The sequence below is a fragment of the Noviherbaspirillum suwonense genome, assembly GCF_900182955.1.
Taxonomy (GTDB): domain Bacteria; phylum Pseudomonadota; class Gammaproteobacteria; order Burkholderiales; family Burkholderiaceae_D; genus Noviherbaspirillum_A; species Noviherbaspirillum_A suwonense.
The window spans coordinates 359773-371276 of record NZ_FXUL01000002.1; the positions used below are offsets into that span (position 1 = coordinate 359773).

General features: G+C 66.6%; 11 protein-coding genes. 4 read left to right on the forward strand and 7 right to left on the reverse strand.

The window, feature by feature from the left end:
- Nucleotides 1-335 precede the first annotated feature (335 nt).
- Entirely contained in the window at nt 336-1955 is a 1620-nt protein-coding gene (gene guaA / locus QOL82_RS04815; protein WP_283441110.1) for a glutamine-hydrolyzing GMP synthase, read from the reverse strand.
- Between the two features lie 93 nt (nt 1956-2048).
- Nucleotides 2049-3509 carry an IMP dehydrogenase gene (gene guaB, locus QOL82_RS04820; protein ID WP_283441111.1) on the reverse strand — a complete coding sequence of 487 codons (1461 nt, stop codon included), beginning with the start codon at nt 3507-3509 and terminating at the stop codon, nt 2049-2051.
- Nucleotides 3510-3654: 145 nt separating this feature from the next.
- Between guaB and QOL82_RS04825 the strand changes: the two genes are divergently transcribed.
- On the forward strand, nt 3655-4146 hold the full coding sequence (locus QOL82_RS04825) for a DUF4124 domain-containing protein (RefSeq protein WP_283441112.1): 492 nt from the start codon (nt 3655-3657) through the stop codon (nt 4144-4146).
- 183 nt (nt 4147-4329) lie between these two features.
- Here the strand turns inward: QOL82_RS04825 and QOL82_RS04830 are convergent, their stop codons facing one another.
- Nucleotides 4330-4647, reverse strand: coding sequence for an RnfH family protein (locus QOL82_RS04830; RefSeq protein ID WP_283441113.1), 318 nt, complete (start codon nt 4645-4647; stop codon nt 4330-4332).
- On the reverse strand, nt 4640-5071 hold the full coding sequence (locus QOL82_RS04835) for a type II toxin-antitoxin system RatA family toxin (RefSeq protein ID WP_283441114.1): 432 nt from the start codon (nt 5069-5071) through the stop codon (nt 4640-4642). Before QOL82_RS04835 ends, QOL82_RS04830 begins: the two co-directional genes overlap by 8 nt.
- Nucleotides 5072-5136: 65 nt before the next feature.
- On the opposite strand from QOL82_RS04835, the gene smpB reads away from it, so the two are divergent.
- Nucleotides 5137-5586, forward strand: coding sequence for an SsrA-binding protein SmpB (gene smpB, locus QOL82_RS04840; protein ID WP_283441115.1), 450 nt, complete (start codon nt 5137-5139; stop codon nt 5584-5586).
- Nucleotides 5587-5597: 11 nt separating this feature from the next.
- On the opposite strand, the gene QOL82_RS04845 is transcribed toward smpB, so the two are convergent.
- The 3 genes from QOL82_RS04845 to mdeB all read right to left on the reverse strand — a co-directional run bounded on the left by QOL82_RS04845 (nt 5598) and on the right by mdeB (nt 9966).
- Nucleotides 5598-6305 (reverse strand): haloacid dehalogenase type II, encoded by a 708-nt coding sequence (locus QOL82_RS04845; protein ID WP_283441116.1) that lies wholly within the window; start codon nt 6303-6305, stop codon nt 5598-5600.
- A gap of 59 nt (nt 6306-6364) precedes the next feature.
- Nucleotides 6365-7087 carry a DUF2076 domain-containing protein gene (locus QOL82_RS04850; RefSeq protein ID WP_283441117.1) on the reverse strand — a complete coding sequence of 241 codons (723 nt, stop codon included), beginning with the start codon at nt 7085-7087 and terminating at the stop codon, nt 6365-6367.
- A 203-nt stretch (nt 7088-7290) separates the two neighbouring features.
- A complete protein-coding gene (mdeB, locus tag QOL82_RS04855; protein ID WP_283441118.1) occupies nt 7291-9966 on the reverse strand; it encodes an alpha-ketoglutarate dehydrogenase in 2676 nt (891 codons plus the stop codon).
- 175 nt (nt 9967-10141) lie between these two features.
- Between mdeB and QOL82_RS04860 the strand changes: the two genes are divergently transcribed.
- Both QOL82_RS04860 and QOL82_RS04865 read left to right on the forward strand, forming a co-directional pair.
- Nucleotides 10142-10618 carry an Lrp/AsnC family transcriptional regulator gene (locus tag QOL82_RS04860; protein ID WP_283441272.1) on the forward strand — a complete coding sequence of 159 codons (477 nt, stop codon included), beginning with the start codon at nt 10142-10144 and terminating at the stop codon, nt 10616-10618.
- Nucleotides 10602-11363, forward strand: a complete 762-nt coding sequence (locus tag QOL82_RS04865; RefSeq protein ID WP_283441119.1) for a lysophospholipid acyltransferase family protein — start codon at nt 10602-10604, stop codon at nt 11361-11363. The genes QOL82_RS04860 and QOL82_RS04865 overlap by 17 nt, the downstream gene beginning before the upstream one ends.
- Nucleotides 11364-11504: the final 141 nt, after the last annotated feature.

The window sequence follows — 11504 nt, forward strand, 5'->3', positions numbered from 1 at the left end:
AAATGGAAGGTAGAGGATGACCCTGGGAAAGTCAATACGGCGCCCGGCAGCCTTGGCCTTGACGAAATCATGCGGCCGGACCTGGCTTGGCGGCGATGCCCCTTCCAGACAGCGTGATCGCTGATTATCCGCTCGCGGAGGTCTGTCACATGCTGAACCTCAGGCACAGGCATCGCGCCGAGTCCTGCGGTTGCGGTAATGCATGATGGTTTCACCAGTCCAGGTTGCGTTGCCTTTCCTGTCGCAATCGGCGCAGCCGGCAAGCAAAAGCCCCCTGCGCATACAGGGGGCTTTCGTTGTGACGCGTATGCGGCAGTCGCCGGACGGCTATGCCCTTATTCCCATTCGATGGTCGCCGGCGGCTTGCCCGAGATGTCGTAGACCACGCGGTTGATGCCGCGCACTTCGTTGATGATGCGGTTCGACACCCGGCCCAGCAGTTCATGCGGCAGGTGCGCCCAGTGCGCGGTCATGAAGTCCTGCGTCTGCACCGCGCGCAGCGCGACGACGTATTCATAGGTGCGTCCGTCGCCCATCACGCCGACCGACTTCACCGGCAGGAAGACCGCGAAGGCCTGGCTGGTGGCGTCATACCAGTTCTTGTGGAACATGCCTGCGCCCTGCCCCTCGGCCAGTTCGACCGGCAGCGGGATCGCGGTGTTGCGCAGTTCCTCGATGAAGATCGCGTCGGCCCGGCGCAGCAGGTCGGCGAACTCCTTCTTCACTTCGCCGAGGATGCGCACGCCCAGGCCGGGGCCGGGGAAAGGATGGCGGTACACCATGTCATGCGGCAGGCCCAGCGCGACGCCGAGTTCGCGCACTTCATCCTTGAACAGCTCGCGCAACGGCTCCAGCAGCTTCAGGTTCAGCGTCTCGGGCAGGCCGCCGACGTTGTGGTGGCTCTTGATCGTGTGCGAGCCCTTCTTGCCCTTGCCGGCGCTTTCGATCACGTCCGGGTAGATGGTGCCCTGCGCCAGCCATTTCGCATTGGCCAGGCGGCCGGCTTCCTGCTGGAACACCTCGACGAACTCGCCGCCGATGATCTTGCGCTTGGCTTCCGGGTCGGTGACGCCGGCGAGCTTGTTCATGAACTGGTCGGTGGCGTCGACGCGGATGACTTTCACGCCCAGGTTCTTGCCGAACATGTCCATCACCATCTTGCCTTCGTCCAGCCGCAGCAGGCCGTGGTCGACGAAGACGCAGGTCAGCTGGTCGCCGATCGCGCGATGGATCAGCGCCGCGGCCACGCTGCTGTCGACGCCGCCGGACAGGCCCAGGATCACTTCCTCGTCGCCAACCTGCGAGCGGATCTTTTCCACCGCCTCGGCGATGTAGTCGGGCATGTTCCAGTCCGACTTGCAGCCGCAGATCTCGTGCACGAAGCGGCTCAGGATGGCCTTGCCCTGCATCGTGTGCGTGACTTCCGGGTGGAACTGGACCGCGTACATGCGGCGTTCCTCGTCGGCCATGCCGGCGATCGGGCAATTGTCGGTCGACGCCATCAGCTTGAAGCCCGGCGGCATTTCGAGCACCTTGTCGCCATGGCTCATCCAGACCTTCAGCATGCCGTGGCCTTCGGGCGTGACGAAGTCCGAGATGCCTTTCAGCAGCGCGGTGTGGCCGCGGGCGCGCAGTTCGGCGTAACCGAACTCGCCGACCAGGCCGTTCTCGACCTTGCCGCCGAGCTGCTCGGCCATCGCCTGCATGCCGTAGCAGATGCCGAGCACGGGCACGCCCAGGTCGAATACGGCGGCCGGCACGCGGGGCGTGTCGCCGACCGTCACCGAGCTGGGACCGCCGGACAGGATGACGCCGGCGGCGCCATAGCTGCGTACGAAGTCGTCGCTGACGTCATAGGGAAAGACTTCGGAAAACACGCCGGCGTCGCGCACGCGGCGGGCGATCAGCTGGGTGACTTGGGATCCGAAATCCAGGATGAGTATTTTTGAATGCATGGCGGGGCGTTAGATAAGGACGTAATGACGGCGGTATTGAAAGTGAACAGGCCGCCGGGACATTCCGGCGGCCCGGCGTGCAATGCGGCGCGCTCAGTCGGCGCGGTAGTTCGGCGCTTCCTTGGTGATCTGCACGTCATGCACATGCGACTCGCGCATGCCGGCCGACGTGATCTCGACGAACTCGGCCTTCTCGCGCAGTTCGTCGATGGTGGCGCAGCCGCAGTAGCCCATCGACGAGCGCACGCCGCCGACCAGTTGGTACAGGATGGCAATGACGCTGCCCTTGTACGGCACGCGGCCCTCGATGCCTTCGGGGACGAACTTGTCGGCATTGTTGGCGGCGTCCTGGAAATAACGGTCCGCCGAGCCGTCCGACATCGCGCCCAGGCTGCCCATGCCGCGATAGGACTTGTAGCTGCGGCCCTGGAACAGGATGACTTCGCCCGGCGCTTCCTCGGTGCCGGCGAACATGCTGCCCATCATCACGCTGGAGGCGCCGGCGGCGAGCGCCTTGGAAATGTCGCCGGAGAAGCGGATGCCGCCGTCGGCGATGCAGGGCACGCCGGTGCCGGCCAGCGCCGCGGACACGTTGGAAATCGCGGTGATCTGCGGCACGCCGACGCCGGCGACGATGCGGGTGGTGCAGATGGAGCCGGGGCCGATGCCGACCTTGACGCCGTCGGCGCCATGTTCGAGCAGCGCGCGCGCCGCGGCCGCGGTGGCGATATTGCCGCCGATGACATCGACATGCGGATAATTCGTCTTAACCCAGCGCACGCGGTCCAGCACGCCCTTGGAATGGCCATGCGCGGTGTCGACCACGATGACGTCGACGCCGGCCTTGGCCAGCAGGTCGATGCGCTCCTCATTGTCGACGCCGACGCCGACCGCTGCGCCGACCAGCAGCTTGCCATGCTCGTCCTTGGACGCCAGCGGATGCTCGGTCGCCTTCTGGATGTCCTTGACGGTGATCAGGCCGCGCAGTTCGAATGCCTCGTTCACCACCACCAGCCGCTCCAGCCTGTGCTTGTTCATCAGGCGCTTGGCCTCGGCAAGGTCGGCGCCGTCGCGCACCGTCACCAGCTTGGCGCGCGGCGTCATCTTGGCGCGCACCTCGGCGTCGAGTTCCTCTTCGAAGCGCAGGTCGCGGTTGGTGATGATGCCGACCACTTCACGCCCTTCGACCACCGGGAAGCCGCTGATGCCATGCTGCTGCGACAACGCGATGACTTCGCGGATTTTCATGCTGGGCGGGATGGTGATCGGGTCGCGCACGACGCCGGACTCGAAACGCTTGACCTTGGCGACTTCGCGGGCCTGCTCTTTCGCGGTCAGGTTCTTGTGGATGATGCCGATGCCGCCCTCCTGCGCCATCGCGATCGCCAGGCGCGCCTCGGTCACCGTGTCCATCGCCGCCGACACCAGCGGGATGCTCAGCGAGATGTTGCGGGTCAGGCGGGTTTTGAGGGAAGTGTCCTTGGGGAGGATGTCCGAGTAGGCAGGCACGAGCAGCACGTCATCGAACGTGAGTGCTTTCTGGAGTAGACGCATGGCGATTCCTGTAGGCGCAAAAGCGAATTATACAGAAATCACGTTGCGGATCGCCCATGGGAAAGCCGTCGCTGCCGCCGTTTTCGGTTGACATCCGGGACGAAGCATGGCGAAATCGTTTCCTTTAATCACTACCGGGAACATCATGGCCTCGACTCACCTGCTGCGATTCGTCGCCTGCGCCCTCCTTGCCTGCAGCGCCGGCGGCGCGCTGGCGCAACATGTGTGGCTGAATGAAAAAGGCGTCAAGCAGTACTCCGACATGCCGCCGCCGCCCGGCACGCCAGCCAGCCGCGTGCTGCAAAGTCCCGGCCCGCGCACGGCGGCCGCATCCGGCGCCGCATCAGCTGCCGCAGCCGCGGAAGCGCCAGCCGCGCCCAGCGTCGCCGAGCGCAATGCCGCATTCGAGAAGCGCCGCATCGAGCAGGCCGAGCGGGAAGCGAAGGCGGGCGAGCAGGCGCGCTCGGCCGCCGACAATGCGCGCAACTGCGACCAGGCGCGCAGTTACGAGCGTACGCTGGCCTCGGGACAGCGCATTGCAACGATGGACAAGAACGGCGAACGCGCCTACCTGAGCGACCAGGAACGCGCCCAGGAAATAGCGGCGGCGCAGCGGGTGCTGGCAAAGTGCAAGTAAAGGTGGAGAACAAAGGCGCAGCTGTCTGAAAACCGGCACCGGGAACCTCCGGGCCGAATCGGCCAATTCGCATGTATTCACCGCCGATCGGCATGGACGGCGGTTTATCCGAGGACGCGGTGATGCGCTACTGACTGCGACATGTAGCGGCGGTGTGGCGCGCCGTCTTTAAAAGGTGAAGCCTCAGCCGGCCGCCTTCTTCGTCACCCGCCTGCGCCGCGCATCCTTCGGGTCGGCCACCAGCGGCCGGTAGATTTCCACCCGGTCGCCATCGCGCAATACCGTTTCCAGCGGCTTCTTCTTGCCGAACACGCCGACCGGGCAAGTGGCCAGGTCCACATCTGGCGCGATGAGGCCGCTGGCCTGCAGCGCGTCGCGCAGCGTGCTGCCTCCGGCCAGCGCCAGCGCGCGCAGCAGGGGCTGCGGCGTTGACGGATAACAGACCTGCACCCGTATTTCAGCCGTCCCGCCGGCCAGGCCGCCAGCCATGATTTCAGCCATACACCACGTCGGCACGCTTTGAAAACGAGTCGACGAAGCTGTTGGCGATCATGTTGAACACCGGGCCGAAGATCTGCTCCAGGATGCGGCTGGAAAATTCGTAGCGCAGGTTGAACTCGACCTTGCAGGCATCTTCCCGCAGCGCCCTGAAGGACCAGGCGCCTTCGAACTCGCGGAACGGGCCGTCGACGAAGCGCATCAGCATGGCGGTGGGCGGCGTGTTGGTGTTCTCGGTGGTGAAGCTCTGGCGCACGCCGTGGTAATTGATCTTCAGCGTCGCGATCAGGATATCGCCCTCGCGTTTCTTCACGTCGACGCCGCCGCACCATGGCAGGAATTTCGGGTAGTCCTCTACGCGATCGACCAACGTGAACATCTGTTCGGCGCTATAGCCGACCAATACTGACTTCTGCACCAATGCCATAGCCTGTGAACCGTTTGATAAAATGCGAAGTTGAAATTTTAACCGACAGCCACCATTTCCATTCGATGAGCATCGCAGACAATAAAAAAGCATTTCACGAGTACTTCATCGAAGAACGTTTCGAGGCCGGCATGGTGCTGGAAGGCTGGGAGGTCAAGGCGATACGGGCAGGCCGCACCAACCTGAAGGAAGGTTACGTGATCATACGCAAGGCCGAACTGTTCCTGTTCGGCGCGCATATCAGCCCGCTTGCCACCGCGTCGACCCACGTCAACCCGGACCCGGTGCGCACCCGCAAGCTGCTGCTGCACGGCGCGGAGATCAGCAAGCTGATCGGCAAGGTCGAGCGTGCCGGCTATACGCTGGTGCCGCTGAACCTGCATTTCTCCAAGGGCCGCATCAAGTGCGAAATCGGCCTGGCGAAGGGCAAGAAGCAGCATGACAAGCGCGCCACCGAGCGCGAGCGCGACGTCAAGCGCGAAGTCCAGTCGGTAATGAAGCAGAACCGGCGCTAGCCGGTATTGCCTTACGACATCTGTCGCCCCAGGTCGACGATGTCGGTCGCGACGATATCGAATTCACCCTTTTCGACCTCGGGCCAGCGGGCCTTCTCGCCATGTTCGTGCGGCCGCTCGATATACGCGGTGCGCAGGCCATGCTGCCTGGCCGCGCGCAGGTCTTCCGGATGGCAGGCGGCCAGCATCAGTTCCTGCGGCTCGATGCCCAGCAGGTCCGCGCAGCCGAGGTAAGTCTCCGGGTCGGGCTTGTAATGGTGGAACAGTTCGGCCGAGATGATGCAGTCCCACGGCAGGCCAGTGTGCTTCGCCATGTCGGTCAGCAGCGAGAAATTGCCGTTCGATAGCGTGGTGATCGTGTAATCGCGCTTGAGCCGGCTCAGGCCCTCGACCGTGTCCGGCCAGGCGGGAAGCCGGTGCCAGGCGCGGTTGAGCTCGTCCAGCTCGGCCGGCGGCAGGTCGCCGAGGCCATGGTCGGCCGCAACCTGCTCCAGGATGATCCGGTGCAATCCGTCGATGCGGGTCCAGTCCAGTTCGCCATTGCGCACCCGGTTCATTGCGACCGGGTAACCTGCGCGCCAGTCGTTGGCGAAACGCGCCCAGTCGCCGTTAATGCCATGCCTGCCTGCCAGCGCCGCTGCTTCGGCGCGGATGCCGCCGTGCCAGTCGACCACCGTGCCAAAAACATCGAACGCGATTGCCTTGATAGACTGCTTCATGCATTTTCCCTTGAACGCGACGCCGGGACCGGACGCATCCGTTGTCCCGGCGCCTGGTGTCAGATCATCGAATCGTCGCCGCCGAAGTCATCCATGCCTGCGGAATCGTCGAGCGCGGCGGTGTCGTCCAGCGCGCCGTATTCCTGCGCCGGCGTGTTGCTGACATCGTTCAAGCCCGCTTCCTGGGCCAGGCTGTTGTCGCTGGCCGGCGCGGCGCTGGCGGCGCCGGCTCCGCTGGTGTCGGAAGCCAGGCCCTGCTTCGCGGCGTCCGCGCCATGATTGCCGCCCATCAGGTTGCCGATGCCCTGGAACAGGAAGGCGCCGCCGGCGACGCCGGCCGCCGTGGCCGCCATCGTGCCGAGAAAGCTGCCGCCGCCCCCGCCGCCGCCCATGCCGAAGCGGGACAACGCACCCTGGCGCTGCGCCGGTTCCGGCTGGGCATAGCCCTGCTGCTGCAAGGGCGCGGACGGTGCGGCCATGGCCGGCATGTTGCTGGCCTGCCTGGAGCGGGCGCTGTTGCCCCAGTCGTCGGCGCCGCCGAGGAAGCTGGTCGCCGGCTTCGGCGCCTGCGCCTGCTGCTCCAGCTCCGCGATGCGCACGCGGGCGGCTTCCAGCGCCTGTTCCTGCAGCAGCGTGCGCTGCACCAGCAGGTAGGCGGCGTCGGGCTGGCGCGATACGGCCGCGTTGATCAATGCGTCGGCTTCCGGGTCGCGCTGCACGCCCTGCGCCTGGCGCATCTGGTTTAAGAATTGCTGCAGCTTTTCCTGTTCCTGCGGGGTCATGAGCTTGCTCCTACGAGATGGATGCCGGAAGGCCGGCAAGGCAGATAAACGTAGCCGCATGTTAGCAGGCTGGCATGCCGGCTGCAGTTCGCGGCACGCGCGGCTACGATAACGTCAAAGACTGGACGACAACGGCCGGCGCAGCAAGTCCATCCCGGGCGAACCCGCGCCGGATGCGGCCTCCGTCGGCGCGGATCGCGCCATCAGTCGTCCCCGATTTCCCCAACCGTGCTGGCCAGTCCAAGCGTCGCGGCAGCGGCGCGCCTTTCCTGTACTGAAGGCATGATCTTCTCGATAGTTGCAAAAGCGATCCATGCAGCACTGACCTCGAAGTAGTCGCGCAGCGCGGCGCGGGTGTCGCTGCGGCCGAAACCGTCGGTGCCCAGCGCGACGTAAGGCGCCGGGACCCAGGCGCGGATGCTGTCGGCGACGGCTTTCACGTAGTCGCTCGCGGCGATCACCGGGATATCGCCCTGCAGCTGCGCCGTCACGTAGGCCAGCGCCGGCTGCTCGCGCCAGCGGTTGGCGCGGTCCGCCGCCATGCCGTCCCGCGCCAGCTCGGAAAAGCTGGTGACGCTCCACACTTCGACTTCCACCCCGAAATGCGTGCGCAGCAATTCGGCGGCCTGCAACGCCTCCTTCACGATGGCGCCCGCGGCCAGCAGCCGCGCACGCGGCGCCGCGCAGCCGGCGAGACGGTGCATGCCGCGCAGGATGCCCTCTCGCGCCTTGTCCGGCAGCGGCGGCTGCGCATTGTTCTCGTTGGTCACGGTCAGGTAATAGAACACGTCCTCGCCCTCCCCCAGCATGCGCCGCATGCCGTCCTCGACGATGACCGCGACTTCGTACGCAAATGCCGGGTCGTAGGCGACGCAGTTCGGTATCGTCGCCGCCACCAGGTGGCTGCTGCCGTCCTGGTGCTGCAGTCCTTCCCCGGCCAGCGTGGTGCGGCCGGATGTCGCGCCCACCAGGAAGCCGCGGGCGCGCTGGTCGGCCGCGGCCCAGATCAGGTCGCCAACACGCTGGAAGCCGAACATCGAGTAATAGATATAGAACGGCAGCATAGGCAGGCCATGCACCGAGTAGCTGGTCGCGGCCGCGGTCCACGAGGACAGCGCGCCCGCTTCGGTGATGCCCTCCTCCAGGATCTGGCCGTCCTTCGCCTCGCGGTAGGACAGGATGGAGCCGATGTCTTCCGGTTCGTACAACTGGCCCTGCGACGAGTAGATGCCGACCTGGCGGAACAGCCCGGCCATGCCGAAGGTGCGCGCCTCGTCGGCGACGATGGGCACCACGCGCCGGCCCAGCTGCGGGTCCTTCAGCAGGTTGCCCATCATGCGCACCAGCGCCATCGTGGTCGACATTTCCTTGCCGTCCGACTCCAGCGCGAAGCGGGCGTAGCTGTCGACGGGCGGCGCCGGCAGCGGCTCGCGCGGATCTTGGCGGCGCGGCAGGAAGCCGCCCAGGGCCGCGCGCTGCGCATGCAGGTGGCGCATCTCGGGGCTGTCGTCGGCGGGCTTGTAGAAGGCCAGCGATTCGCATTGCGCATCGGTGAGCGGCAGGCCGAAGCGGTCGCGGAAGGCCAGCAGCTCGTCGCGCTCGAGCTTCTTGTGCTGGTGCGTGGTCATCCGGCCCTGGCCCGCGCTGCCCATGCCGAAGCCCTTCTTGGTCTGCGCCAGGATCACGGTGGGCCGACCGCGGTGCGCGGCGGCTGCCGCATAGGCCGCATGGATCTTCTTCATGTCATGGCCGCCGCGATGCAGCCGGTCGATCTCGGCATCGGTCAGCGTCGCGCCGATCGCCTGCATGGCCGGCGACTGGCCGAAGAAATGGGTGCGGTTGTAGCCGCCGTCATTGGCGGCGAAGGTCTGCAGCTGGCCGTCGACGGTATTGTTCAGCGCCTCGACCAGCGCGCCGTCGGCGTCGCGGGCGAACAGCGGGTCCCAGTCCGAGCCCCAGAGCAGCTTGATCACGTTCCAGCCGGCGCCGTCGAACAGGGTTTCCAGTTCGTCGACGACATGGCCGTTGCCGCGCACCGGGCCGTCCAGCCGCTGCAGGTTGCAGTTGATGACGAAGGTCAGGTTGTCCAGGCCTTCGCGCGCGGCCAGGCTGAGCGCCGCCAGCGATTCCGGCTCGTCCATCTCGCCGTCGCCGAACACGCCCCAGACCCGCCGGTCCTGCGCCGCCAGCAGGCCGCGGTGTTCGAGGTAGCGCAGGAAGCGCGCCTGGTAGATGGCGTTGATCGGGCCGATGCCCATCGAGCCGGTGGGAAACTGCCAGAAGTCCGGCATCAGCCACGGATGCGGGTACGAGGACAGGCCGCGCGCGCCGTGCCGCGCGGCTTCCAGTTCGCGGCGATAGAAGCCGAGGTCGTCGGCGCCCAGCGCGCCTTCGAGATAGGCCCGCGCATAGACGCCGGGCGCGGAATGCGGCTGGAAGAACATTAGGTCGCCACCGAAGTCGCCGTTGCGCGCCCGGAAAAAATGGTTGAAGCCGACTTCGAACAGGTCGGCGGCCGACGCGTAGCTGGCGATATGGCCGCCCAGCTCGGCATGCGCACGGTTGGCCCGCACCACCATCGCCAGTGCGTTCCAGCGCATGATGCCCGCCAGCTTCTGTTCCAGCAGCAGGCCGTCGGCGCCGCCCGGATAGGCCGGCTCGTCGGCGGTTCGTATCGTATTGACGTAAGGCGTGTTGCGGGCGGCGCGCCACTGCACGCCCCATTCCCAGGCCGCCGAGGACAGCTTCGAGAGCAGGAAGCGGGCGCGCTCCCTGCCGCCGGACTGCAGCACGGCCTGCAGCGCGTCTATCCATTCGGCCGTTTCGCCCGGGTCGGCGTCGGTATCGGTGATGAGGCGGCTGGCGGGCGGCATGTCCATGTCGGGCTCCTGGGAAAGGTCGAAAGGTCGAAAGGTCGAAAGGTCGGATGTTCGGATAGTGGACGATACGGTACGTGGAATCCTGCCGCATGTGCGCTCGAATCGACCGGGGAAAATCATCCTACCCAGCATAAAATGCTAGTAGACGCCACTTTGAAAGCATTTCATGCCAAACATCGAACTCGACGCCGCCGATATCCGCATACTCCGCCTGCTGCAGGAGGACAGCGCGCAGAGCAACGTGGAGCTGGCCGCGCGCATCAGCCTCTCGCCGTCGCCGACGCTGGCACGGGTGCGCAGCCTGGAGGCGCGCGGCGTCATCGCGCGCTACGTCGCGCTGGCCGACCCGCACGCGCTGGGTCTGAAGGTCAACGTGTTCATCCAGGTCAGCCTGGAGAAGCAGGAAGCCGGCGCGCTGGCCTGCTTCGAGCAGGAAGTCAGCCGCTTCGACGACGTGATGGAGGTCTACCTGATGACCGGGGATGCCGACTACCTGCTGCGCATCGTGGTGCCTGACATACAGGCGCTGGAGCGCTTCATCCTGGAACACCTGACGCGCATACCCGGCATCAAGAACATCCGCTCCAGCTTCGCGTTGAAGCAGGTCAAGTACAAGACGGCGCTGCCGCTGGACCATGCGGGCGGGCGCTGAACCAGGCCGGCTGTCCGGCTGGCTGTCCAGCACCTACGCGTGGTCGCTGGCGGCCGTGCTGCTGCCCGTGTTTGTCCTACTCATCATGGCGCTGCGGCGGCCCGCGCTGGCGCGGCCGGTCGCCCGCGCCGGCGCCAGGCTGCTGTTCCGGCTGGCGGGCATGCCGGTCGCGGCGCGCGGGCTGGAGCGCCTGCCCGGCGTGCCACATATCCTGCTGGTCAATCACAGCAGCTTCATCGACGGCATCGCGCTGGTCGCGCTGCTGCCGCCGACCCCGGGCTATGCGTTCGTGGTGCGCCAGCAATTCCCGGTGCAGCGGCTGCTGTGCCCGCTGCTGCGGGCCCTGGGCACGGTGGTGCTGATGCCCGCCGGGGCCGGCAGCCACGCGGGCAATGCCGCGCTGCTCGTGCAGGCGCTGCGCCGGCGCGGCAACCTGGTGATCTTCCCGGAAGCCGGCTTCGTGCCGGAGCCGGGGCTGCGGCGCTTCCATAGCGGCGCATTCGTCGCGGCCAGGCGCACCGGCGCGCCGCTCGTGACGGCCGGGCTGCGCGGCGCGCGTCTGGCGCTGAAGCCGCGCCGCTGGCTGCTGGTGCGTGCCACGATGTCGCTCGACATCGGCGCCGTGCTCGACCCGCGGCACGGCGATATGCGCTTGCTGATGGCCGCGGCCCGCGCGGCGCTGCTCCGGCTGTCGGGCGAGCCGGACGCCGGCAATGAACGCCAGCGCGTGGCCGACCGGGCGTAAGCGGCGATCCGGCGTGCTTTGACCTGGGTCAAGGGCGCGGCAAGGCGGGGATGACAAGCTGGCCATGACAACCTGGGAGTGAGAAGCGGTTCCGGCGCGCGCAGCCGGTCCGGGCGTGCCCGCTGATGCAGGCCGCGTCCG

What these genes read in the sequence shown, in the direction of transcription:
- guaA (WP_283441110.1), bottom strand. Translation starts at nt 1,955, where the DNA reads ATGCATTCAAAAATACTCATCCTGGATTTCGGATCCCAAGTCACCCAG.
- guaB (WP_283441111.1), bottom strand. Translation starts at nt 3,509, where the DNA reads ATGCGTCTACTCCAGAAAGCACTCACGTTCGATGACGTGCTGCTCGTG.
- QOL82_RS04825 (WP_283441112.1), top strand. Translation starts at nt 3,655, where the DNA reads ATGGCCTCGACTCACCTGCTGCGATTCGTCGCCTGCGCCCTCCTTGCC.
- QOL82_RS04830 (WP_283441113.1), bottom strand. Translation starts at nt 4,647, where the DNA reads ATGGCTGAAATCATGGCTGGCGGCCTGGCCGGCGGGACGGCTGAAATA.
- QOL82_RS04835 (WP_283441114.1), bottom strand. Translation starts at nt 5,071, where the DNA reads ATGGCATTGGTGCAGAAGTCAGTATTGGTCGGCTATAGCGCCGAACAG.
- smpB (WP_283441115.1), top strand. Translation starts at nt 5,137, where the DNA reads ATGAGCATCGCAGACAATAAAAAAGCATTTCACGAGTACTTCATCGAA.
- QOL82_RS04845 (WP_283441116.1), bottom strand. Translation starts at nt 6,305, where the DNA reads ATGAAGCAGTCTATCAAGGCAATCGCGTTCGATGTTTTTGGCACGGTG.
- QOL82_RS04850 (WP_283441117.1), bottom strand. Translation starts at nt 7,087, where the DNA reads ATGACCCCGCAGGAACAGGAAAAGCTGCAGCAATTCTTAAACCAGATG.
- mdeB (WP_283441118.1), bottom strand. Translation starts at nt 9,966, where the DNA reads ATGGACATGCCGCCCGCCAGCCGCCTCATCACCGATACCGACGCCGAC.
- QOL82_RS04865 (WP_283441119.1), top strand. Translation starts at nt 10,602, where the DNA reads ATGCGGGCGGGCGCTGAACCAGGCCGGCTGTCCGGCTGGCTGTCCAGC.